Origin of the sequence: Photobacterium arenosum, from assembly GCF_014841115.1 — a bacterium.
Classification (GTDB): Bacteria; Pseudomonadota; Gammaproteobacteria; order Enterobacterales; family Vibrionaceae; genus Photobacterium; species Photobacterium arenosum.
This window is the reverse complement of sequence record NZ_JACYTP010000004.1, coordinates 1-24,118: the sequence shown is the minus strand read 5'-3', so window position 1 is coordinate 24,118 and position 24,118 is coordinate 1. Positions and strand designations below refer to the sequence as shown.

The following is a 24,118-nucleotide window of genomic DNA, read 5'->3' as shown; positions in this document are numbered from 1 at the left end:
CCGGAGGGCCGCTTTGTTCATTGTCGTCAGGCCATGACGGCCTGGTGTCGGATACCGGCTTATTTCGCCGCGAACTCTTCACCCAGAGCGATATCGCCTTTCAGGGTGTCCAGCATGCTGTCCAAGGCATTCTGCTCGAACGCGCTCAGGCTGCCGTAATCCAGCACTTCTTCCACGCCGTCTTTACCCAGACGAACTGGCTGAGCAAAGAAGCGAGCGTGCTTGCCGTTGCCTTCCACGTAAGCGCATTCAACCACATTTTGCTCACCCTGCATGGCACGCACCAGTGCCAGACCAAAACGGCAAGCCGCCTGACCCATAGACAGAGTGGCAGAACCGCCGCCCGCTTTGGCTTCAACCACTTCCGTACCCGCGTTCTGGATGCGAGGAGTCAGTGCTTTCACTTCTTCTTCAGTGAACTCAACACCTTCAACCTGAGACAGCAGAGGCAGGATAGTCACGCCTGAGTGGCCGCCGATGACAGGCACATTCACGTCACGCGGGTTCAGGCCTTTCAGCTCACCAACAAAGGTTTCTGAACGGATGATATCCAGCGTAGTCACACCGAACAGCTTGCGCTTGTCATAGACGCCGGCTTTTTTCAGAACGTCTGCTGCGATAGCCACAGTCGTGTTAACCGGGTTAGTGATGATACCGATACAGGCATTTGGACAGACAACCGCAATTTTTTCAGCCAGTGATTTCACAATACCAGCATTGACGTTGAACAGATCCGCACGGTCCATCCCTGGTTTACGGGCAACGCCAGCAGAAATCAGCACCACATCCGCACCTTCAAGTGCAGGGGTTGGATCTTCACCAGCATAACCTTTGATAGAAACAGGAGTTGGGATGTGGCTCAGGTCAGCAGCAACACCAGGGGTAACAGGGGCAATATCATAAAGTGCCAGGTCAGAGCCGGCAGGCAGTTCATTCTTCAGTAGCAGAGCCAAAGCCTGGCCGATACCACCAGCCGCACCAATAACAGCAACTTTCATTTTCGTTCTCCTTTACGATAGAAGTCAGGGTTCATCAGACAGACCCCTTCAGATAGAATTCAGGCCGTATACCCAATGTTTCAAACCCTTACTAATGTCTCTCAGTTTCTCGGGCACCAAGACGGTATAGCAAGCCTAAAAGAAAAACAATCATGCCCCCTCAGCTTTGCGAAGTTGCGCAGGGGCCAGGATTGTTTTTTCTTCCACCGAAAAAGACAAAAACTGTCTCAATAGTGGATTTATTTAATAGTTATGCAGTCGGCTAAGCTATTAACAGTAACCTAGTTCCAAGTTCGAATGAACATTGTTTGCTACCTACTAACAGGTTGTGACAAAATATGGACCCTCTCCCTGTACATGAAATTTACTTATGCGTAGTTCTGATAAACAAGAACGCTTGATAAAAGCATTCAAATCCATACTCAAGGAAGAAAAATTCAGCTCTCAAGGTGAGATAGTCGATGCCTTGAAAGCGCAGGGCTTCGATAACATTAACCAGTCGAAAGTGTCACGGATGCTGACCAAATTCGGCGCGGTACGTACCCGCAACGCTAAAATGGAAATGGTGTATTGCCTGCCCGTAGAGCTGGGCGTACCGACCATCAGCAGTCCGTTGAAAGAACTGGTCATGGAAGTGGGTTATAACCATGCCATGGTCGTGATTCACACTGGTCCGGGCGCGGCGCAAGTGATCGCCCGTTTGCTTGACTCACTGGGCCGCGCCGAAGGTATCTTGGGTGTTGTAGCGGGGGATGACACGATTTTCATCACACCAACCCTGACCACAACCGCTGAAGAGCTCTTCGACTCTGTCTGCTCGCTGTTTGATTACAGTAAGTAAGTCAATCTTCAGGCAACGCCCTCTCCGTTTACCCTGAGAGGGCGGGCTTCTTCCCCCTTCCCCGCCCCGTCTTTTCCCGCTTGGTTACCCTGCTTTACAGTGGATAGTTATGCTCTGAAATATGGTCAGTTGTCGCAATCTCATTACTTTTTCACAAAAAGGTTTTTACATTATTTCAATAATACGCCGATCGTTTGCTATTATCTCTTTGATTTGTTTAAAGCATTGCGGGCCGTGTACCTGCAGCACTGATAAGAAATAACACAACAGGAAGGGATCACAATGGCGTTTACAAAACTGTTAAAAGTCAGCGCATTATCTGCCACCGTTCTTGCCTCAGGATTGGCGCAAGCGGAAGAGTTCATCACTATTGGTACAGGTTCTGTCACCGGTGTGTATTATCCTACCGGCGGTGCTATCTGTAAGCTGGTGAACAACGATCGTAAAACCAATGGCATTCGCTGCTCTGTCGAATCAACCGGCGGGTCTGTATACAACGTGAACACTATGCGAGCCGGTGAACTGGATTTCGGCGTGGTGCAGTCTGACTGGCAATATCACGGCTATAACGGTACCAGTGAGTTTAAAGAGTTAGGTCCGTATAAAGAAATGCGTGCTGTTTTCTCACTGCACACAGAACCGTTCAACATTATTGCCCGTACAGATTCAGGCATTAATAACCTGGATGATCTGAAAGGCAAACGCGTCAATATTGGTAACCCGGGCTCTGGTGACCGTGCCACCATGGAAGTAGTGATGACTACCATGGGCTGGAGTAAAGATGACTTCAAACTGGCGGCCGAGCTGAAGGGCTCTGAGCGCTCTCAGGCCTTGTGTGATAACAAGATCGACGCCTTTGTTTACGTAGTTGGCCATCCGAACGGTTCAATCAAAGAAGCAACCACTTCTTGTGATGCCAAACTGATTCCGGCTACAGGTGCTGCTATCGACAAACTGGTGGCCGACAATCCTTACTATGCAAAATCGACCGTACCGGGCGGCATGTACCGTGGTACCGACAGCGACGTCAACAGCTTTGGTGTTGCCGCGACGTTAGTTTCTTCAACCAAAGTATCGGATGATGCGGTGTATGCGCTGGTCAAAGCCGTGTTTGAGAACTTCCATGTTTTCACTCGCCTGCACCCAAGCTTCGCCAACCTGAAGAAAGAAGACATGATCAAAGCCGGTATTTCCATCCCATTACATCCGGGCGCAGAGAAATACTACAAAGAAGTGGGTTTGATCAAATAAGCCAACAGCTGTTCATCCTGCAAAGTGCACCGTCTTGACGGTGCACTTTTTGTCTGTCAGAGCACAAAAATGTCCCCTGTCAGATCAATTAGCCAGACTACAATAAAAACTGAAACCTCAAACAGTTAATAACGGATCGCTCCTGAAATAAGGAAGTAGCATGACAAAAACCAACCATGACGATGTCCAGAACATGGTGGCACAGGCGGATACCGGCGCACGCAGCCCCAAAGGGGTGCAGGGACAAGTTCTGTGGGTTGCCGCACTTTGCTGGTCATTGTTCCAGCTTTGGTATGCCTCTCCGCTCCCTTTTATATTTAATGTCGGCATCTTCAACGATACCGAAGCACGTTCAATCCATTTGGCATTTGCCACTTTTTTGGCCTTTACTGCCTTCCCTGCCCTGAAGGGTTCACCCAGGGATCACATTCCACTGCAAGATTGGATCCTGGCGCTGCTGGCGAGTTTTTCTGCCGCCTATATCTACCTGTTTTACGAAGTCTTATCCGGGCGTTCCGGCGCGCCAACCACGCTGGATGTCGTCATATCTGTGCTAGGGATGCTGTTGCTTCTTGAGGCAACGCGACGGGCACTGGGCCCTCCACTGATGGTGGTCGCCTCTGTTTTCCTGCTGTATACCTTCGCCGGCCCTTACATGCCGGATGTCATTGCGCACAAAGGTGCCAGCCTTAATAAAGCGATGTCGCACTTGTGGCTGACCACTGAAGGCGTCTTCGGGGTTGCACTGGGTGTCTCTACCGCCTTTGTTTTTCTGTTTGTGCTGTTCGGCTCGATGCTCGAACGGGCGGGTGCTGGCGCCTATTTCATCAAAGTTGCCTTTTCGTTACTTGGTCATATGCGCGGCGGTCCAGCAAAAGCGGCCGTGGTCGCATCCGGCTTGTCTGGCCTGGTATCCGGCTCGTCCATTGCTAACGTGGTCACCACGGGCACCTTTACTATTCCGCTGATGAAACGGGTGGGCTTCCCTGGCTACAAAGCCGGAGCTGTTGAGGTTGCGGCCTCAACCAACGGCCAGCTCACGCCGCCCATCATGGGTGCAGCGGCATTTTTGATGGTGGAGTATGTCGGCGTCTCTTATGTCGAAGTAATTAAGGCTGCTATTCTGCCGGCCCTGATCTCTTATATTGCCCTGCTTTACATCGTCCATTTGGAAGCATGTAAAGCCGGTATGACAGGTCTGCCCCGTCATTATCAGCCTACCCTGGCGCAAAAACTGACCTCTTTTGTTGGTACCATAGTCGGCCTGATGGTGCTCAGTGCCATAGTGTATTACGGCATCGGCTGGACCAAAGACGTGTTTGGCGCTGCTGCCACACCTATCATAGCGGTTGTGATCCTGATTGCTTATGTCGCTCTGGTTCGTCTGGCGGCCAACTATCAGGATCATCTGCTGGAAGATCCTGATCAGGCACTAACCGAAGTACCTGATCCCGGCCCGACAGTGAAATCCGGTTTGTACTTCCTGCTGCCCATCGTTGTGCTGGTCTGGTGTCTGACCGTTGAGCGTTTCTCGCCAGGCTTATCAGCTTTCTGGGCAACGGTGTTTATGATTTTCATCCTGCTGACCCAGCGTCCGCTCATGGCTATCTTTACCAAAGAGCAGACGCTGACAGAAGCAGGTCAACAAGGCTGGCACGATCTGCTGGAAAGTCTGGTCACCGGCGGGCGTAATATGATAGGTATCGGTGTCGCCACTGCCGCCGCCGGTATTATCGTGGGCGTGGTGACACTGACAGGCGTAGGCCTGGTGATGACCGACTTCGTCGAATTCATCTCAGGCGGCAACATCATGCTGATGCTGCTGTTTACCGCCGTGATCAGCCTGATCCTCGGTATGGGGCTGCCCACCACGGCGAACTACATAGTGGTGTCGACCCTGATGGCGCCGGTTATTGTCACCCTGGGGGCTGAAAACGGCCTGATCATTCCGCTTCTGGCCGTACATCTGTTCGTGTTCTATTTCGGTATTCTGGCTGATGATACCCCGCCGGTCGGTCTGGCTGCATTTGCGGCCGCCGCGATTGCGAAAAGCGATCCTATCCGTACCGGTATTCAGGGTTTCACCTATGATATCCGCACCGCCATCCTGCCCTTCATGTTCATTTTCAATACCCAGCTCTTGCTGATGGACATTGATACCTGGTGGCACCTGTTCCTGACCGTAGCGTCCGCTGTCATTGCCATGCTCACCTTCTCTTCGGCGACCCAGGGATGGTGGTTCACCAAAGTCAAATGGTGGGAGTCCATCCTGCTGCTGTTGATCACTTTCTCGCTGTTCCGCCCCGGTTTCTGGTGGGACATGGTCTATCCGCCCAAACACGAAATGCCGGGAAGCCTGATTGTCGATGCCGCCGATAAACTGGCCATTGGTGAGCCGCTGGAAGTCCAGGCGACAGGGATGGATTTGATGGGCGATCAAGTGACCAAGCATGTACTGCTGCCGTTTGATAAGCAGGCTGTCGATCCGAATGAGAAAATTGCCTCGACCGGACTGATGCTCAAGCAGGAGGGCGAGAAAATGATGGTTGAATTGGTTGAGTTTGGTAGCCCGGCCGAGCAGGCGGGTATTGATTTTGGCTGGGAGATTGTCACTGTCAGCCTGCCGGCGGCCAGACCAATGAAAGAGTGGGTCTTCGTACCAACGCTGGCTCTGCTGGCTTTACTGGGCTGGAATCAGCGGCGAAAAGCCAAACTTGACGCTGCCGTCAAAGGTGAAACACACAAAAATGCGGAACAAGGCTAAACTCTAGTCAGCACAGAAATTCAGCCACAGGTGCCAACACCGGCCTGTGGCTGCCTGACAGAGAGGATGCCATGTACACCCACATTCTGGTGCCTGTCGATCTCAACGAGGAAGGCTTTGGTGACAAAGCAGTTGAGCTTGCCGTCTGGCATGCCCGCCAGTCAGACGCTGTTATTCACTTACTCAACGTTCTGCCGGGCATTCATCTCGCAATGGTGTCTAACTATTTCCCCAAAGATGCCGCGCGCAAAATGCTGCAGGACACCCAGCAGAACCTGAAACACTTCGCCGAACAACATATTCCCGCCGATGTCCGTCATATTGAAACCGTGTCGGAAGGAAAAATCTGGTCCACCATAGTTGATCATGCCCGCCAGGTAAAAGCGGATCTGATCATTATGCCCAGCCACCAGCGCTCCACGATAGATAAACTGGTACTGGGTTCAGTGGCGGCCAAAGTGGTGGAAAATGCGCCCGGCAATATCCTGATCATCAAACCAGAAGGGTTATGATTCAGGACGGGCGATGATCATAGCCCCAGCGCGGAACCAGTCCTTGCCCGACGCCAAGATGATCCAATATCCGCGCCACCATGAAATCGACCAGATCGTCGATAGACTTCGGCTGATGATAAAAGCCGGGGGCAGCAGGCATGATGGTTGCTCCCAGGTTGGAGAGCTTAAGCATATTTTCCAGATGCAGGGAAGAAAACGGGGTTTCCCTGACCACCATCAGCAGCTGACCGCGCTCTTTCAGCACCACATCCGCGGCGCGTTCCAGCAGATTATCCGACAGGCCGTGAGCTACCGAGGCCAGAGTACCCGCAGAACACGGGCAGACCACCATTTTTTTCGGCGCGGCAGAGCCGGACGCCACCGGAGAAAACCAGTCTTCTTTTCCGCAGACCGTCAGTTTATCGCCCTGGTAATTCAGGTGCTCTGTCAGTACCGCCTGTGCCGCTTCGGGGCCTGCAGGCAGTTTCAGGCCATGCTCGGTAGCCAGAACTACTCTGGCCGCTGAGGATATCAGCAGGTAAACCTGGTAATCAGCCGCGAGCAGGCACTCCAGCAAACGCAACCCGTAAGGTGCACCGGATGCCCCTGTCCAGGCCAGTGTAATGCGCTTATCCTGCATATTGGTCTCCCTGTGCCAGCGCGGCAAGCAGCTTGTCATGAATACCGCCGAAGCCACCATTGCTCATTACCAGGATAGTATCGCCAGAACGGGCGGCAGCCACTATGTGTCCGACTAAAGCATCAATGTCGGCGTCGCACACCGACGGCTGCGGGCAAAGATCAGCGATGTCCTGTACCGACCAGGGAATCGTGTCCGGCTGAAACAGGAAAACTGCATCCGCTGCTGACAGTGCCGGGGCCAAATCGGTTTTATGCACACCCAGTTTCATGGTGTTTGAGCGCGGCTCCAACACCGCCAGAATGCGCGAATCCCCCACCTTGGCACGTAATCCGCCCAGAGTCAGTTCCACGGCTGTCGGGTGATGGGCGAAATCGTCATACACTTTAATGCCATTCTGCTCACCTTTCAGCTCCAGCCGGCGCTTGGTATTGACAAAACGCGCCAGCGCCTCGCAAGCCAGCTCAGGGATCACGCCGACATGCCGCGCGGCGGCGATCGCCATCAGGGCGTTGCTGACGTTGTGATCCCCTATCAGATCCCAGCGCACAGTGCCCACGGTTTTACCGGCAAAAATCACATCAAATTCACTGCCGTCCGGCTTGTGCTTTTTCGCTTGCCAGTCACCGTTTTCACCGCTGTATTCCAGCTCGCTCCAGCAGCCCATCGCCAGCGTTTCATCAATGGCAGGCACGCCGTGTGGAGCCAGAATCTTACCTTCCCCCGGCACAGTACGGACTAAATGATGAAACTGGCGCTGAATGGCGGCCAGATCCGAAAAAATATCTGCGTGATCGAACTCCAGATTGTTCATTAACAAGGTACGTGGTCGATAATGAACAAACTTAGAACGCTTATCGAAAAAAGCACTGTCGTATTCGTCCGCCTCAACAACAAAGAAACAACTCTCGCCTAAACGTGCGGAAACACCGAAGTTTCCCAGCACACCACCCACCAGAAAACCGGGCTGGTAACCACAGTCTTCCAGGATCCAGGTCAGCATGCTGGCTGTCGTGGTCTTACCATGGGTACCCGCCACCGCCAGTACCCAGCGGTCATGTAACAAAAATTCCTGTAACCATTGCGGGCCTGAGGTATAACGCAGGTTTTTATTCAGCACATACTCAACGCATGGGTTGCCCCGGCTCATGGCATTGCCAATCACCACCAAATCCGGTGCTGGCTCTAGCTGCGAAGGATCATATCCCTGAATAATTTCAATGCCTTGTGACTCCAGCATTGTGCTCATCGGCGGATATACATTGGCATCACTGCCGGTCACTCTATGGCCAAGCTGCTGTGCCAGCATGGCGGCTCCGCCCATAAAAGTGCCGCAGATTCCGAGAATATGGATATGCATAACTGTCAGCTCACAAAATAAATATTGGTCACGACCACGCTTCAGTGTTACTTCGTTACCATAAAAAAGATCTTTAGATACAATTGCATCAAACAATAACTGGCCAATGGCCAAGGGTACAGTTCAATTGCCCGAAAAGAGGCATTGTACCGAATATTTATCCCCCCATGACAACACGATGCAAGGATTGTATATGTCCGATATTAGAACCCTTGGCGAGTTCATTGTCGAGAATCAGCATGACTTCCCCCATGCCAGCGGTGAACTGTCTTCTCTATTGGGTTCCATTAAACTGGCGGCCAAAATCGTAAACCGTGAAATCAACAAAGCAGGCTTGGTTGATATCATTGGTGACGTTGGCAGCGAGAATGTCCAAGGTGAAGCCCAAAAGAAACTTGATGTGTATGCCAACGAGAAATTCAAAGCTGCACTGGAAGCCCGTGGTCAGGTCTGCGGTGTGGCCAGTGAAGAAGAAGATGAACTCGTAGTATTCAATAAAGAACTGAACCGCGAAGCAAAGTACGTGGTATTGATGGACCCACTGGATGGTTCTTCGAATATTGACGTAAACGTTTCCGTCGGGACGATTTTCTCCATTTACCGCCGCGTAACTCCGGTTGGCGGCCCGGCTGAGATTGAAGACTTCCTGCAGCCTGGTGACAAACAAGTGGCGGCGGGTTACATCATTTATGGTTCATCCACCATGCTGGTGTACACCACAGGCAATGGCGTTCATGGTTTCACCTATGATCCGTCACTGGGGGTATTTTGCCTGTCGCACGAAAATATGACGATCCCGGATGATGGCCAAATCTACTCCATCAATGAAGGTAACTATTTCCGCTTCCCGCAAGGCGTGAAAAAGTACATCAAGTTTTGCCAGGAGAACGAGCCGGAAGATAACCGCCCTTACACCTCGCGCTATATTGGTTCGCTGGTCGCCGACTTCCACCGCAACTTGCTGAAAGGCGGCATTTATTTGTATCCAAGCACAGCGACCCACCCTAACGGTAAGCTGCGCCTGTTATACGAATGCAACCCGATGGCATTTTTGATCGAGCAGGCGGGCGGTATTGCCTCTGACGGTAAAAATCGCATCATGGAAATCAAACCGACTGAACTGCACCAGCGCGTGCCTTTCTTTGTCGGCTCAACCAAGATGGTTCGCAAAGTGGAAAGCTTCCTGGAAGCCTTCCCGGACGCCGAGTAATCCCGTTGCTATGCCCGGTCTCAGCACCGGGCATTTTTCCTGTCTGACCCCGCATCTCTCCCTCTTGGTGTTAGAAGCTGTTTTTTTCACAGCGACTGGTTATAATTCCCGGCGACAAAATCATCTGAAACTATTAAGGAATTCATCATGAGCCTGAACAACGTCCCTGCAGGTAAAGAACTGCCAGAAGACATCTACGTTGTCATCGAAATCCCGGCAAACGCTGATCCAATCAAATACGAAGTCGATAAAGACTCTGGCGCGGTATTCGTAGACCGTTTCATGTCTGCGCCTATGTTCTACCCATGCAACTATGGTTATGTTAACCACACCCTGTCTCTGGACGGTGACCCGGTTGACGTTCTGGTTCCGACGCCGTATCCACTGCACCCTGGTGCCGTGATCCGCTGTCGTCCGGTTGGCGTTCTGAAGATGACTGATGAGTCAGGTGAAGATGCGAAAGTGGTTGCTGTACCGCACAGCAAGCTGACCAAAGAATACGATCACATTAAAGATGTGAACGATCTGCCAGAGCTGCTGAAAGCGCAAATCACTCATTTCTTCGAACGCTACAAAGAGCTGGAATCTGGCAAGTGGGTGAAGGTAGACGGCTGGGCTGACGTTGAAGCCGCTAAAGCTGAAATCCTGGAATCTTACAAGCGCGCTCAGGAAAAATAATCCGGCGTGATTGTTATCCAGTAAAAAACGCTCCCGAGGGAGCGTTTTTTGTGGGCGAAGCCATCACAGTGAAGACCCACTCGACCAGTCTCCCCGCGGGATCAACAAAGCATGGTCAAGCGGCTGCAGGTAGAGGTAGATCCAGGCCAGTCCGAACGGTGTCTCCACTTGCTCGCGGCAGTATTCTTCTCCCAGCCCTTCCAGAATATCGAGTTCGCGGAAAGTGTCGGCATCCACGTCATACACTTCGCCAAACAGCATGCCCTCAGCCCCTGGCTGTTGTATCGCGGCAGGGTAAGGGCCGAGATCATACATGGCATAACCTGCAAGCTGGCACTCTCCCAGATAATGGGCCCGACACAGCAACCCATGATTAGACTGGCCGCGACGCAAACTGCCGTAAACAAAAACCCGTGTGTGCACAGCTAGCAACATCCTTATTAGTTAAACTCAAACTGATACAGTAAATCGACGGCACTGTCGAGCCCCGATACCGCTTCGATATACAAATCCTGCAACAGCTTGTACCTGACGGTAAACTCACCGATAGGGCTAAAGATACCCACGCCGTATTTAACCTGTAGTCCAGGATAGACATAACCACTAATAGTGACCTGAGAGTCATCGCCGGCACCCGCCGTATCCAGCGCCAAATCCTGAATACCGAATGCCTCGCCGACATTGCCGACCAGCTGGCTGCTGCGTGACAGCCCCATGCTGATCAGCGCCGTGGTCATCGCACCGCCCCCTTCCGGCGATTCGCTGTCGAGATCCCGACCGCGTAATACGTATGACAGCGCATTCTGTTGCGGCATAGCCGGATCAGAGAAAATATCCACCTTGGGCTCATCGGCCGGGCCGGTAACCCGGATACCGGCTGTCACATCGTCTTCAATGTTGTTCGGATTCCGAATTGCTTCCACCGACAGGTAAGGCTGATCCGCTGGCCCATTGAAGGTTATCTGGCCTTTACGAATCACCAGCTCCTGACCAAAGGCCCGGTACGTCCCGTCGTCGACTCTAATTTCACCATAGACTAACGGGGCTTTGTCCTGCTGGTTGACTTTCAGATTCCCTGACAGCCCGGCATCCAAACCGAAGGCCGATAAACGCACATCCGGGCCAATCTTCACCATCACATTGGTTTTGATGGCAAAAGGCACCTTGTTGCCAGTATCCACCGGCTTGAGATCATCGGTCAGCAGGATTTCATCATCGGAAACCTGTACCGCAGATTCCGGCAGACGGTCTACTGTGATCCTGCCCCATGGAATTGAGACTGTGCCGCTGATTTCAGCCACCTGGGGTGCTGCACTGATCTTCAGATTAGGCGACACCTTCATGGCAATCATAGGCGGTACGTTCACTTCAAGCTCACGCCCGTTCACCTTCAGATTGGTACTCCAGTTAGCCATATCGGCCCAGTTCGCATCACCTTGCAGCACCAAGCGCCCATCCGGGGTATCCAGCTTACCGCGCAGTATGGCGCTATAGCCACTGAACGTGGCGACGATCTCGCCTCGTTCAAGATCCAGCGGGACTTTTCTGCCAATCGCTTTCAGCTCGGTAACTTTGAATACGCCGTTAACCTGGGGCTGCATAATCGGCCCGGTTAAATGCAAATCTGTGTCCACCCGACCTTTAAAAATGTCGTAATCAGCGACCAGTGGTTGCAGAAAATCCAGCCGGAACGTATCCAGTTTTACTTTGGCATCTATCTGCTGTTCACCTGATAACTGGGTAATGCGGGCATTGCCTGACAAATCTCCGTTATCTTTAACGGCCACCAGCCAGTCTGCCGTGAGCACGTCATTGCGCATATCCGCATTGAGGGTGATTTTATCCCAGCCAAGCGCCAGCGGTGGCTGATCTGCCGCCGCCTGTTGTCTGAATCCGCCAGCAGGCAGGGTTACCTGAGCCTGCAAAACAGGCGCTTGTTGCGGTGACCAGCCGGCGTTAACTGTCGCATTGGCTTCACCGTCCAGTTTTACCTCAGGTGGCAGGAATGGCTGCAGGATGGAAAAACCGAGTTTATTGATGGCCAGGCTCGCCTGGCCACTCGCGCCAGCATCCAACGGCTGAGTCAGACACACAGAGGCGTCTTGTTGCTGCCAGCAATGCGGTGCGACAGAGACACTCTGCTTTCTCAAGTTGTATGCCAGCGCCGTGGGTTGATTCAAGCGCCACGGGCCAACAGGGGTTTCGAGGTTGCCGCGTTGCAGCATCCCTTGCCAACCTTGCTGTCTGTCCAGGCTGCCTTGCAGCGCCAGAGCGGTACTGACAGGTTCACCACTCAGGTCCACCCGCAGTGTGTGCTGGGCTTCGGTTCCCTGAAAAGTGATATCCAAGGCTTCCAGCTTGGCCGCATCCTGGTAACTGCCTTCTCTGGCACTCAGCGTAATATCTGCCGTCAGGGCAGGAAGTGGCGTCACCCGGCCGGTCAGGTTCAGGCTTTTTAGCTGTGCCAGATCCTGCCAGCCCAGTGCCTGTCCCACTAAGTTCAGATCGATTGTTGGCTCGGCCAGCGTGCCGCTTAATCGCACATCGCCATTGACCCTGCCGCGTAAACCGGGCACAGACTGCGCAAGGTCGGGTGCATTGACCAATGCAGACAGATCCCAGGTTTGCTTCAGGCTCCCTGTCGCATTCAGCCCATTCGGCCCGTGCTTCAGCACCAGACCTTGCGTCACCAGCTCCAGATCCCCTTTGCCGCTCACATCCTGGGCATCAAGCTGGCCTGCCAGAGTGAAAGGCTGACCTATTACTTCACCATCCACATTCAGTTCGGGCAATTTGACAAACCAGCCACCTGCCGCCGTTAATCCGCCTGAGGTACTGAGCTTACCACTCAGCTTACCTTCCACTTCGGGCCATTCCAGTCCAGGTTGAATATCGCTAAAGGAAAGGTTGCCCTGCCAGCTCACGGTTTTGGCCCAGCTCGCCTGAGCGTTGCCCGTAACCTGACCACCCAGGCTATTGACGGTCAGACTTTCCAGTACAACATCAGCCAGAGAGCCTGTTCCCTTCAGGCTGACATCGACGGCCGGCATAGGCTCGCCGTCCGCCTTGGTTGCGGCGTCAAACCTAAAGCTGTCTAAGTCCCCTTTTGCATTGATGGCCGTCTCTTTGACAACGAAATCAGGCTTGTCATCAAGCGGCCACTGTAAGTGACTACTTACCACCTTGAAGTCAAAAGGAAGGTCGGCATCCAGCGGAGACAGTTTTCCCGTCACCTTGGCATCCAGTTTTCCACTCAGTGCAATATCCAGCACCAAATGCTGCAATGACCCTGACGCCGACAGATTGATATGGTGTCCCTGCACCGGCTCCAGCGCAATGTCAGATTTCGCTTTCAATGTCAGCGGGTACTCACCACTTAATTCAGCTTTCCCTTCGGCATCAAGTGTGGCTTGCGGTACATCAACAAACAAGCGGGTCAGTGTTACCGTGCTTTTTTCTGCTTCTGCGATCAACTCCAGTTCATTCACTTTCTGCGGCGTTGCACTTTCCAGCAAAAAGTCTTTCACGGTAAAGCGCTCCACTGTAACTTTCAGCGGCAACACCACCTCAGGCAGCACTATGCGCTCACGCTTTTCCTGGGTATAGGCTTCTGCGACATCTTCTGCCTGTTCTTCAGTCTGCTCCTGAATCTCTTTCTCAGCCGGTGGTGCCAGGTTCAGCACTATGCCTTCCCAGTCTGTGGGTTTCAGGGTCAAGTGGCCGCCCTGCATCTGCGCAGCTGAGCTGAAACGCTGCCAGCGCACTTTATTACCCAGAATATTCAGATCGATGTCATTCAGCGTCAAACGATCCAACCGAACAGGGACAGGCAACGCGATTTCTGTCAGTGGCTCACCCGGTTCTTCTTCCTCCGGTGAGCCTGGCGGTAAATCGGGCATAGAGAATGTCAAGCCACTCAGGCTCAGCTCTCGCACGCAAAGTACCGGAATCGGCAGACAATCATCATTGATAGCCAGGGTGAGGCTGTCGCTATTGAGCGCCAGCAAATCATCCTTGTAGCGAACACCACTGAGTGTAAATCCTTTCAGCAGGGCGCCGGTGCTGTCTTGCACTGTGAGTGCAGGTACGGCCTTCTGGGCTCCCCATAAAGCAATTCTGACGCCAACATGAGTATATAACAGGGCCCAAAGCGCCAGTGTTAACAGTAATACGAACGTCAGCAGGCCAATGGTCAATCTTTTCAGCCAGATCATAATTCAGGCCCCAGCACGAAGTGTATTTGGAAACGATCGTCAGGTTTATCCAGCCCCCAGGCGAAGTCGAGCCGTATCGGGCCAACCGGCGACGCCCAGCGTATGCCCACACCGGCTCCTGCCTGCCAGTCCGGGTTATCTGTCCAGGACGAGCCGTAATCGTAGAACAGAGCTCCCCACCAGTTGCCAGTCAGCCGGTACTGATATTCCAGCGTAGACGCCAGCATAAACTCACCACCAATTTGCTGACCTTCGCTGTCACGGGGAGAAATGGACTCGTAGCTGTAGCCACGCAAGCTGTTATCCCCACCAATGAAAAAACGCATGGACGGCGGAATGTCTTCTATCCTTTCCGCCCAGATAGCCCCGGCGTCCAGACGGGCCAGCCCCCGGTGATCGTCAGCAAAGGTGCGAATCCAGGCACTGCGTCCGCGCAGCTTTGCCAGGCGGGTATCAGAACCCAGGGCGGGGTCGGAATATTCCAGTTTCAGCAGTTGCTTGTCTCCCCAGGTCGGCCAGCTGCCACCGCGCAACCGGGTGCGGTCAATGCTGACGCCGGGAATAACCATAAAGGCGGAGCCTGTCTCAAAAGCGCCCTGATTGTAGTCCTCGTATAGCAAACGCACAGAGGCCACCCCGTTCCAGACCTGATCAAAGTTCCAGTGACGTTCAACGCCAAGATGGTACTCGGTACTGATAGTGTCGTGGTTGTCTACATAGCGAATCGCCCCGATTAACTGGTAGTAATCATCCAGCACATTTTCGAGCGGAATTTTATAGGTCGCTTCAACTTTCGGCTGCACTTTAGAGATCTCGGTGCGGACATCCAGACTATGACCTTCACTGTTTATCCAGGGTTTACGCCAGTTGAATTTCAAACGCGCACCGACATCGGTCGAATAGCCGATACCAGTTTCGATTTTATTTCTCACTTCCGGCCTGAGGTTAACCTGAATAGGCACCACATCCCCTTCCAGATCGCTCACATCCCCGCCGACGAAAATGGAAGAGAACCAGCCCACGGTCGACAGGCGCTGATTAAACTCCCCCACTTGTGAGACCAGATAATAGTCACCTTCATCAAACGGCGCTAACGAACGAACTTTCGCTTCATTGATCTGGCTGCCGGTGATGAAGATATCGCCGTACTTATAACGTTTGCCGGAATCAAATTCGATATGAATAAAAGCCTGATTACGGCCGGGTGCCACTTCCAGCCGGCTGATTTTCAGCTCGGCATCAAAATAGCCTTTGCGCAGCGCCAGGCTTTCCAGGCTGGATTTGAATGAATCGTACTTACCGTGGTTAAGGGTTCTGCCCAGTTCTAAATCGCTGTCGCGTTTGAGAACAAAGAAATCCAGATCATCCGCGGCTTCGCCCTTGATCTGAATATCACTTCTGGCAATTTTGGTACTCGGACCGGCATCAACCGTGACAGTCAGGGTGCTGTCCTCGCCGTCTTCTTCAACACTAAAAACGATATCAGGCTGATAGCGCCCCAGTGCTTTCAGTGCGGTACGGATTTCTTTTTCAACCTGGCCTTTGAACCTTAAAGACGTGCTGTAATCTTCCTTAGCAATGGCAGCAATATAAATATCCACATTTTTCTTCAGACTGCCTTTCAGCCCGACAATGGTAAGTTCTGTCTCTGCCAAAGCTGGCATTGTTACCACTAAAGCGACGACTGCTAACAAGCAGCGCCGAAACAAGATTATCATTCTTATTTGTCTTCACTTATTAGAATGTTATTAGATTACGCGCATACTTTATTGTGACAAGAGCTGAGCGAAGTGCCAACCTTTACGCACGAAAGAAAATCACCATGTCAAAGCCGGTCTGCACATGAGCAGAGTCACTCTCCTATTGATTGTCAGTCGTGAATCCTCTACTTTCAGGCTTATTAACAGTGCAATTAGGAAAACAGTGTGATGGATAAACAGCAGATAATCTCTCCGGAAGCAGCCCTGCCAGGCCGTTCAACGCCAGTGATCCCCTCTGAAATTCACGCCATCTTTGGCACCCGAATAGATGCTGCTGTACCTGATGGTATGGAAGAAATCGTGCTGGGGATGGGATGTTTCTGGGGCGCGGAACGCCTGTTCTGGAAACAGCCTGGTGTCATCAACACAGCAGTAGGCTACAGTGGCGGCTTTACCCCCAATTCGACCTACCAGGAAGTCTGTACCGGACAAACGGGACATACTGAAGTGGTCCGCGTAATTTTCGACCCGACACAAACCACACTGGACAAGCTGCTTGCTCAGTTTTGGGAAAGCCATGACCCAACACAGGGCATGCGTCAGGGTAACGACATTGGTACCCAGTATCGCTCTGTTATTTACACCACCAGCCAGGAGCAACAGGCTCAGGCAGAAAGCAGCAAGGAAAAATACCAGTCGGCCCTGCAGGCAGATCAGCGAGTTGCCACTATCACCACTGAAATCTTACCTGCCGCTGCATTTTACTACGCAGAAGATTACCACCAGCAGTATCTGGAGAAGAATCCGCAGGGCTACTGCGGCCTGGGCGGAACCGGTGTTTGCATGCCTCCTCAGTAAATTTCTCAGCCAGCGTCAGGTCAGCCCTGGCGCTAGCTGCTATAACTGGCGGCTGCCAGTACCTGAATTTCTTTGTTCACTTCCGACAACACGTTCAATGCTTTTTTATTGCGACTGGCAGGGGGGAGTAAACGTCCGCAGTCAAACTCGAAAGCCCCGATACCTACGATGAACAACCGGCCCCGAAAGTAGCTTTTCACATAACGTGCAATCTGGTTTGGACGATATTGTTTAAATATTTTCAGCATAATATCCCTCAATACACAGAACCTGTGACCCTTAATAGACAAAAAAGTTGCCTCGTTTGTGTCAAAAATATGCAAAACGCCTGCCAGTTGTATTTTATTGTTCTTAATGCGACGCGACTGACTCGCCCAACTTTAGGACATGACGCTTCAATCTGCCCAATTTCTTTGCCAGGGCGGTATTTCACTCCTCACATTTCTGGCAACTGACAGATGAAAACAGTGATACGCTTCAAGGATAACAAACTGGTTCTACCAGTTATTGAAAACTCAACTACTATAAGGCAGCACAACCATAAACAAGGAATAACATTCATGACCATGAAGTCACTGCTATCACTTTGCGCATTGTTACCCGCACTCACGTTACCGGCTCATGCCCATAATCTGACAGTCGGTCAGCCTTTACCCAGCACCAGCGTTGCTGATAAAGGTGAGCTGATTCTGCAAGGCAACGACATTGTCTATCAGCCTTGGCAAACCAGCCAGCTGAGCGGTAAAGTCAGGGTGATTCAAGCCATTGCCGGACGAAGCTCAGCCAAAGCGCTCAATGCCCCTTTTATTGAAACCATCAAGTCCGCCAACCTGCCCAATGATAAGTACCAGACCACTACCATCATCAATCAGGATGATGCAATTTGGGGGACCGGCAGTTTCGTTAAGTCTTCAGCAGAAGACAGTAAAAAGGAATTTGCCTGGTCATCTATTGTCCTTGATGCTAACGGTCAGGTTCGTTCCCGCTGGGAGCTGAAAGAAGAAAGCTCTGCCATTATCGTGCTGGATCCAGCGGGCAAAGTGGTGTTTGTGAAAGAAGGCGAGTTAAGCCGCAGTGACATTGATCAGGCAATGTCAAAAATTCAGTCTTTGCTGTAATCTGCCTTCCGAGCAAGGGTGTAATAATATATCATTACACCCTCTTTTACGTATGGCAGGAACAGGGAAGTGCATATCCGGGTCGATAAGGCATGGCATAAAGGCATTTTGGCATTGGTCTTCGGCTTGTTCATTCTGGCCAGCCCCATCCAGATCCTGCACGATTTCAACGCACTGAATCCAGCGGTACACTCAGAACATCCATGCCCATACTGCCACGCATTTCCTGCAGGATTACCGACGGCAACCCCTAGCTTACTGCCAGATTCTGCGATCCCCATACAGCACAGCATTATCAGCCTCTGGCATGCCGACTGGCTGAGCCCGTTTCCAACAGCCAGAGATCCCCCCGTCAACGTCCAATAATCCGGCAATTTAGCCCTCAACATTATTCTTATTATTGGAGTTTTACATGCATACTCACAAGTTACGTGCTGCTTCCTGGCTGCTGGCGTCTACAGCTGTCTGTTCTTTGCCCTCTTGGGCCAACACCCAGCATGATGCACATGTGCACGGTCAGGTTGAACTGAACATTGCTCAGGATGGGAACGATCTCTTATTGGAAATCACAGCACCGGCATCTGATGTTCTTGGTTTTGAACATGCACCCCATACAGAGGCTGAGCAACAAGCCCTGAGCACCGCGCTGCAGCAACTCAAGCAACCCGCCTCGCTGTTTGTTCTGCCGGCGGAGGCCAGATGCTCACTGCAAGACAGTCATATCACTCACACATTACCGTCACATTCTGATGATGAACATGAAGGTCATGACGAGCATGAGCATGAGCATGAGCATGAGCATGAGGACCATCATGGCCACGCCGAATTCAGTGTCCAGTCAGTTTATCGTTGCGAGCAGATTCAAGAGCTAGGGCAGCTGACACTGAACTGGTTCTCACATTTTCCCGCCACTGAAAACATCCAGGTTCAAGCAATCAGCGATAAGGGCCAAAAAGCCACAACCCTGAATGCTGCTCAACCTGTATTTCGTTTTTAAGTTAGCTTACAGCAAGGGAGTCTGCAGGCTCCCTTGCATCGGAGACAATCATGACTGTCATGTCTTTGGAAAAAATACGTTTTCGCTGGCCAGATCAAGACACCGACACCCTTAACATTCCGGCATTTTCTCTGGCAAAAGGGGAGAAAGTCTTTCTTAAAGGGCCCAGTGGCAGCGGGAAATCCACTCTGCTCAGTGTCATGGCGGGGATACACAAGCCACAACAAGGTTCCATTCACTTGCTGGATCAGCCTTTCAGCAATCTGTCTTCTTCGAAAAGGGATCGTCAACGCGCTGATCATATTGGCTATATATTCCAGCAGTTTAATTTGCTTCCCTATTTATCCGTTCTGGACAATGTATTACTACCCTGTCATTTTTCAGCACGCCGCAGGCAGGCGACTCAGCACCCCACCCGGGAAGCGCGCCGTTTGCTGCAAGCGCTGCAATTACCTGCCGAGTGTCTGGACCGCCCTGTCACACAGCTCAGTATCGGGCAACAACAGCGTGTTGCCGCCGCCCGTGCTTTGATTGGCCAGCCAGCCCTGCTTATAGCGGATGAACCGACATCGGCACTGGATCATGAAAACCGTAATCACTTCATCCGATTACTCATGGAAGAGTGCCGGCAAGCCAATACCAGTCTGCTTTTTGTCAGTCATGATCCGACACTAACGACAGATTTTGACCGTGTGCTGGATCTTACCGATATGAATATGCATAAGCCGGGGGACAGATCTTGAAAACCATGATACTCCTTGCATGGCAAAGCCTGCTTAACCGCAGGGCCACAGCGTTACTGACTATTCTCACCGTCGCCATTTCCACCACCTTGCTGCTCGGTGTAGAAAAAGTCCGTACTCAGACCAAAGCCAGTTTTGCACAAACCATTTCAGACACAGACCTGATTGTTGGCGCACGCTCAGGGCAGGTCAATCTGCTGCTCTATTCCATTTTTCGAATTGGTAATGCCACCAATAATATTGACTGGAAAACCTACCAGACACTAAGCGAACAGAAAAATGTGAAATGGACAATCCCCATTTCACTGGGGGACTCTCATCAAGGCTTTCGTGTTATCGGCACCAATCAAGATTATTTCCGCCATTATCGTTATGGCAGCAAGCAGCCACTGTCTTTTAGTCAAGGTGAAATGTTTCACGGCCTGTTTGAGACAGTGATCGGATCTGAGGTTGCGCGAAAACTGGGGTATCAACTCGGTGACAAGATAATCATTGCGCATGGGATCAGTGATAAAGCTTTTACTCGCCACGATAACCTGCCCTTCGTGGTGACCGGTATACTGGCGCCAACCGGCACCCCGGTCGATCGTAGTGTACATGTGTCGCTAGGTGCCATAGAAGCCATTCATGTGGGATGGGGGACCGGAACCCGCCTGACAAATGCCTCCCAAATCGGAGCACTGGATCAACAATATTTCGAACCGAAACAGATCACTGCTGTTCTGGTGGGACTTAACTCGAAAATTCATACTTTCGCACTGCAGCGCTTCATCAATAATTTCCCAGATGAGCCCTTAAGCGCCATTATGCCAGGAGTCGCCCTTCACGAACTGTGGGGAATGATGTCAGTTGCGGAGCAGGCACTGATGGTTGTGTCTGTTTTCGTTGTCATAGCTGGTTTACTTGGCATGTTATCCAGTTTGCTGACCAGCCTGAATGAAAGACGACGCGAAATGGCTATTTTACGTGCAACAGGAGCAAGACCGGGCTGGATAGCAGGGTTGCTCTTTCTGGAAGCAAGCGTACTGACATTAACAGGGATCGTTACCGGAATGGGGTTACTGTATAGCGGCCTTTGGCTCTGCCATGACTGGTTGCTTGAAACTTTCGGCCTCTTCTTACCTTTCAGTCCACCGAGCATTTACGAGTGGATTCTGATGGGCCTTATTTTATCGGCAGGCATGCTCACTAGCCTGATTCCGGCACTTCGTGCATACCATTTTTCATTAGCCGATGGCATGACCATTCGCATTTAAGGAGATCACATGAAATACTGGTTGTTTGCTTTATGCTGCTGGTTCCCTCTGACAGTTGCAGCCCAGGAACCACTCACGCTGGATTGGTTAGATTTAATACCCGAGAAAGAAAGAAACCTGTTTAATCAGCAAGGCATGCCTGTTACGAATCATCAAGGTGATCAAACGGCTATTCAGCAACAGATAGGATCAGTTCGAACTGAACTGGACGGAAGTCTGGTGAAAATTCCCGGTTTTGTCATTCCTCTGGAAGGCGATGAAAACACCATTACCGAATTTTTACTCGTACCTTATTTTGGTGCCTGCATCCACGTACCACCTCCACCACCGAACCAAATCATCTATGTGAAGTTTCCTAAAGGCGCCCCCATTCAGCAACTCTGGGATGTTGTCTATGTTGTAGGAAAGTTAAATGTACAAACCATGGAGCACGAGCTGGCTGAAACCGGTTACCTGCTCCACGGCTCACAGATTGAAGAATACGACGATGCCGGATAAATAACCTTACTGACATTTGGCTTATCTTACACATGCGCAGCAAGGTAAGCCAAAATCACGACATACCCAAGCAGTAATAACACCTCTGTTAATCGCTTACTGAATTTTTTCGTCATCAGCCCCTCCTTGATAGCACAGCTTCATCACACCGGGCGACCCATAAATTTAACCATCTATTAACACAAAAGTCACGCCTCTTGCCAAAGATTACGATCAAATGTAAAAACTATAGGTATAACTGTTGAGAGTGAAGCTTGTATGCAAACCGAAAGTCAGGCCAGTAATGAGCCAAGCCATGTAGTACCGGTAACAGATAAGAAAAGTCATTCAAAGAATGCCATAAAAAGTAGCCGCTTTCGGGTTCAATCCATAGCTCGTCATAATGACGTGAATGCTCAGATCGACGAAGATCACGATAAAACGCTACAAGAACGCAGTGAAAATCGCCAACAAAACATACGACAGCGGCAGCAACAGAATTTAGAGCGTATCTTCAGGCTTTGTTATGACAACTGCTCAGATGAAACAGCAGGAGAGCCTGATCCTGACTGGATCCATCATTTCATTACCATCGCCCAGGATATTTACAGCCCCTCAATGCAGAAGCTATGGAGCCGTATCCTTCGTCAAGAAATTATTACCCCTGGCTCTATTTCACTAAAAGCGATGATAACCTTCCAGCAGATGACGCAGCGTGACGCTCAATTATTTCGGCGAGCCTGCTTGTTAGCCTGCCATTTCGGCCAAGATAGCAGCAAAAAGCTGCTAACAGGTCTGAAGTATCGTACAGGTTTCCTTCTTAAGCAGCCATCCATCGACAGGCTCAATCTGGGACACTACCAGTTACCGTATTCACATTTGCTGGAGCTAATGGGTTTGGGGTTGATATTAAACACTGAATTAGAGTCGGGGAAACTCCAGAATGGTACGCCCCTGCCTTTTCATTATCAGGGGAATGAGTATCAAATCCAGCCTGCCCAAAATGGCTTAAGCTTGCTATATTACCGCTTTTCTCCTGTCGGTCAGGAGATTGCTCAGCTACTTGGAAATCACCGTAATGAAGAATATAAAATTCACCTGACTGAGCTCCTCAATAAGCATTTTATCGTTACAAGTGATGCGTTTACGCACCACCCAGTAATCTAGGCCTATTTCTGATGGTACTAGCCCAGCCCCTCGCAAGTAAGTAGACAACTTCCTCTACAAGCGGTGGAGTAAATACCAAGTAGCAAAAACCAGCCATTGCTGACTGGTTTGCTCTAATACCATTCTGGAAAATTAACTGGTCAGGTCAATCCATTGCCGCGAGCACATCTTTTTGACTCGCTGAGTGCATTGCAGAAATTGGTTCCATGCCGCGCAAACCTTATCAACAATATCGTCATGATCTCTGAAACTTTGATTGGCTAAACAGCGTTGTCTTAACCAACTCCATACCTGCTCTATCGGGTTAAGCTCAGGAGAATAGGGAGGCAGTTTGATGATGCTGATATTCTCAAATGGATTCGCGATGTCATCAGTATGCCATCCCGCACCATCCATGATCACGACGGCATGTCGGTCTTTTTCTGTCACGCTTGAGATTTGCCTGAGGTGTTCGATCATGATTTCTTTATTGACCCAGGAACAACAATCGCTTCACCGATTCCTCGGCTTGGGCAAACAGAGCCAAACAAATAGGCGTAATCGAATTGCTGCTGCCGAACCGCTCTGGGACGTGTTCCACGCGGTGCCCAAAGCCGTGTTGTCGTATTCTGCTGGCCAAATCTGGCTTCATCCTGGAACCAGACATCCACTTGCTCAAGGCTGATATGGCCCGGGATGTTACGGATCGTTTCCAGTAGGAAGTTTTTTAAAAGCTTCTTGCGTTGCTTGGCATTGTTTAGGGTGTTTTGAGCGGGATGTTATCCATGAAAATCCCATATGATCGAGCAAATAGTAAATGGAATCAGGGTGATAGTGTTTATCAAACTTATGGACAATATATGCATGGATATCGGCACCCGTGAGTCTACCGCCTTGCGGGTTATGAGCTCTATCTTCGAGATATTGGCGAAGCTGTTCTTGTTGCTCTGGGGTTAAGGAGGCATGCAACCGCCAGATAGCAAAAAACCCAGTCATTGCTGACTGGGTTTCTCTAAAAAGTGGCGGAGCGGACGGGACTCGAACCCGCGACCCCCGGCGTGACAGGCCGGTATTCTAACCAACTGAACTACCGCTCCACTCAATTTTTCTGCCCAACAAAGTCTTACTCTTACAATGCTTTGTTTAAGATATCTTGTGTTATGCGATGCAGATTTTGAATCTGAGAAGCGCAGTGTGCATTAGCACATGAGCATCGCAAGTATCAAAAGATGCAAGTAAAAACCAAGATAGGCAATTAAAGCCTGGCGATGACCTACTCTCACATGGGGAGACCCCACACTACCATCGGCGCTGCTGCGTTTCACGTCTGAGTTCGGCATGGGATCAGGTGGGTCCGCAACGCTATGGTCGCC

22 protein-coding genes, 1 tRNA gene, 1 rRNA gene and 1 pseudogene are annotated in these 24,118 nt (G+C 51.1%); 14 read left to right on the top strand and 11 right to left on the bottom strand.

All coding sequences use genetic code 11. The annotated features are described in order from the left end of the window. Nucleotides 1–59 precede the first annotated feature (59 nt). Nucleotides 60–998, bottom strand: coding sequence for a malate dehydrogenase (mdh, locus tag IFO68_RS07905; RefSeq protein WP_192015407.1), 939 nt, complete (start codon nt 996–998; stop codon nt 60–62). 370 nt (nt 999–1,368) lie between these two features. On the opposite strand from mdh, the gene argR reads away from it, so the two are divergent. The 4 genes from argR (at nt 1,369) to IFO68_RS07885 (ending at nt 6,366) form a co-directional block, all read left to right on the top strand. Next, nucleotides 1,369–1,839: a transcriptional regulator ArgR gene (gene argR, locus IFO68_RS07900; RefSeq protein WP_027251817.1), complete on the top strand. Its 471-nt coding sequence runs from the start codon at nt 1,369–1,371 to the stop codon at nt 1,837–1,839. Nucleotides 1,840–2,121: 282 nt separating this feature from the next. Further along, nucleotides 2,122–3,090, top strand: coding sequence for a TAXI family TRAP transporter solute-binding subunit (locus tag IFO68_RS07895; RefSeq protein ID WP_192015406.1), 969 nt, complete (start codon nt 2,122–2,124; stop codon nt 3,088–3,090). 160 nt (nt 3,091–3,250) lie between these two features. Next, the gene (locus tag IFO68_RS07890; protein WP_192015405.1) at nt 3,251–5,854 is read left to right on the top strand and encodes a TRAP transporter permease; all 2,604 of its coding nucleotides are present in this window, start codon (nt 3,251–3,253) and stop codon (nt 5,852–5,854) included. Nucleotides 5,855–5,925: 71 nt separating this feature from the next. After that, nucleotides 5,926–6,366, top strand: coding sequence for a universal stress protein (locus IFO68_RS07885; protein ID WP_192015404.1), 441 nt, complete (start codon nt 5,926–5,928; stop codon nt 6,364–6,366). A gap of 1 nt (nt 6,367) precedes the next feature. On the opposite strand, the gene IFO68_RS07880 is transcribed toward IFO68_RS07885, so the two are convergent. Both IFO68_RS07880 and mpl read right to left on the bottom strand, forming a co-directional pair. Beyond that, nucleotides 6,368–6,988, bottom strand: a complete 621-nt coding sequence (locus IFO68_RS07880; RefSeq protein WP_192015403.1) for a flavin prenyltransferase UbiX — start codon at nt 6,986–6,988, stop codon at nt 6,368–6,370. Beyond that, nucleotides 6,978–8,348: a UDP-N-acetylmuramate:L-alanyl-gamma-D-glutamyl-meso-diaminopimelate ligase gene (gene mpl, locus IFO68_RS07875; protein ID WP_192015402.1), complete on the bottom strand. Its 1,371-nt coding sequence runs from the start codon at nt 8,346–8,348 to the stop codon at nt 6,978–6,980. The genes IFO68_RS07880 and mpl overlap by 11 nt, the downstream gene beginning before the upstream one ends. Nucleotides 8,349–8,541: 193 nt before the next feature. Between mpl and fbp the strand changes: the two genes are divergently transcribed. Together fbp and ppa are read left to right on the top strand one after the other, a co-directional pair. After that, nucleotides 8,542–9,558, top strand: a complete 1,017-nt coding sequence (gene fbp / locus IFO68_RS07870) for a class 1 fructose-bisphosphatase (RefSeq protein WP_192015401.1) — start codon at nt 8,542–8,544, stop codon at nt 9,556–9,558. Nucleotides 9,559–9,705: 147 nt separating this feature from the next. Beyond that, a complete protein-coding gene (ppa, locus tag IFO68_RS07865; protein ID WP_027251823.1) occupies nt 9,706–10,236 on the top strand; it encodes an inorganic diphosphatase in 531 nt (176 codons plus the stop codon). A gap of 63 nt (nt 10,237–10,299) precedes the next feature. Here ppa and IFO68_RS07860 read toward each other — a convergent pair whose 3' ends face one another. The 3 genes from IFO68_RS07860 to tamA are packed head-to-tail and all read right to left on the bottom strand — an operon-like array spanning nt 10,300 to nt 16,114. Beyond that, entirely contained in the window at nt 10,300–10,659 is a 360-nt protein-coding gene (locus tag IFO68_RS07860; RefSeq protein ID WP_237793727.1) for a gamma-glutamylcyclotransferase family protein, read from the bottom strand. Nucleotides 10,660–10,676: 17 nt separating this feature from the next. Next, nucleotides 10,677–14,450: an autotransporter assembly complex protein TamB gene (gene tamB / locus IFO68_RS07855; RefSeq protein WP_192015399.1), complete on the bottom strand. Its 3,774-nt coding sequence runs from the start codon at nt 14,448–14,450 to the stop codon at nt 10,677–10,679. Then, nucleotides 14,447–16,114 carry an autotransporter assembly complex protein TamA gene (gene tamA, locus IFO68_RS07850; RefSeq protein ID WP_225445128.1) on the bottom strand — a complete coding sequence of 556 codons (1,668 nt, stop codon included), beginning with the start codon at nt 16,112–16,114 and terminating at the stop codon, nt 14,447–14,449. The genes tamB and tamA overlap by 4 nt, the downstream gene beginning before the upstream one ends. A gap of 261 nt (nt 16,115–16,375) precedes the next feature. On the opposite strand from tamA, the gene msrA reads away from it, so the two are divergent. Next, entirely contained in the window at nt 16,376–17,008 is a 633-nt protein-coding gene (gene msrA, locus IFO68_RS07845; protein ID WP_192015397.1) for a peptide-methionine (S)-S-oxide reductase MsrA, read from the top strand. Nucleotides 17,009–17,040: 32 nt separating this feature from the next. On the opposite strand, the gene IFO68_RS07840 is transcribed toward msrA, so the two are convergent. Then, nucleotides 17,041–17,256: a DUF1107 domain-containing protein gene (locus IFO68_RS07840; RefSeq protein WP_192015396.1), complete on the bottom strand. Its 216-nt coding sequence runs from the start codon at nt 17,254–17,256 to the stop codon at nt 17,041–17,043. Between the two features lie 312 nt (nt 17,257–17,568). Here IFO68_RS07840 and IFO68_RS07835 point away from each other — a divergent pair, with 312 nt between their 5' ends. From IFO68_RS07835 to IFO68_RS07805, 7 genes are all read left to right on the top strand, one after another. After that, nucleotides 17,569–18,126 carry a YtfJ family protein gene (locus tag IFO68_RS07835; protein WP_192015395.1) on the top strand — a complete coding sequence of 186 codons (558 nt, stop codon included), beginning with the start codon at nt 17,569–17,571 and terminating at the stop codon, nt 18,124–18,126. Between the two features lie 69 nt (nt 18,127–18,195). Next, nucleotides 18,196–18,492: a hypothetical protein gene (locus IFO68_RS07830; RefSeq protein WP_192015394.1), complete on the top strand. Its 297-nt coding sequence runs from the start codon at nt 18,196–18,198 to the stop codon at nt 18,490–18,492. 46 nt (nt 18,493–18,538) lie between these two features. Continuing rightward, the gene (zrgA, locus tag IFO68_RS07825) at nt 18,539–19,123 is read left to right on the top strand and encodes a zinc uptake protein ZrgA (RefSeq protein WP_192015393.1); all 585 of its coding nucleotides are present in this window, start codon (nt 18,539–18,541) and stop codon (nt 19,121–19,123) included. 50 nt (nt 19,124–19,173) lie between these two features. Further along, nucleotides 19,174–19,866 carry an ABC transporter ATP-binding protein gene (locus tag IFO68_RS07820; RefSeq protein WP_192015392.1) on the top strand — a complete coding sequence of 231 codons (693 nt, stop codon included), beginning with the start codon at nt 19,174–19,176 and terminating at the stop codon, nt 19,864–19,866. Nucleotides 19,867–19,871: 5 nt separating this feature from the next. Then, complete coding sequence (locus tag IFO68_RS07815) at nt 19,872–21,122, top strand: ABC transporter permease (protein WP_375713916.1); 1,251 nt, start codon at nt 19,872–19,874, stop codon at nt 21,120–21,122. Nucleotides 21,123–21,131: 9 nt separating this feature from the next. Next, entirely contained in the window at nt 21,132–21,620 is a 489-nt protein-coding gene (locus IFO68_RS07810; RefSeq protein ID WP_192015390.1) for a DUF3299 domain-containing protein, read from the top strand. A 258-nt stretch (nt 21,621–21,878) separates the two neighbouring features. Beyond that, complete coding sequence (locus IFO68_RS07805; RefSeq protein WP_192015389.1) at nt 21,879–22,766, top strand: TIGR03899 family protein; 888 nt, start codon at nt 21,879–21,881, stop codon at nt 22,764–22,766. Between the two features lie 132 nt (nt 22,767–22,898). Here IFO68_RS07805 and IFO68_RS07800 read toward each other — a convergent pair. From IFO68_RS07800 to rrf, 4 genes and pseudogenes are all read right to left on the bottom strand, one after another. Further along, a pseudogene (locus tag IFO68_RS07800) lies at nt 22,899–23,237 on the bottom strand (transposase); the annotation flags it as partial. 207 nt (nt 23,238–23,444) lie between these two features. Further along, complete coding sequence (locus tag IFO68_RS07795) at nt 23,445–23,741, bottom strand: helix-turn-helix domain-containing protein (RefSeq protein WP_192015387.1); 297 nt, start codon at nt 23,739–23,741, stop codon at nt 23,445–23,447. A 24-nt stretch (nt 23,742–23,765) separates the two neighbouring features. Next, nucleotides 23,766–23,842 (bottom strand) — tRNA-Asp (locus IFO68_RS07790). Nucleotides 23,843–24,005: 163 nt separating this feature from the next. Further along, nucleotides 24,006–24,118, bottom strand: a 5S ribosomal RNA gene (gene rrf / locus IFO68_RS07785); the annotation flags it as partial.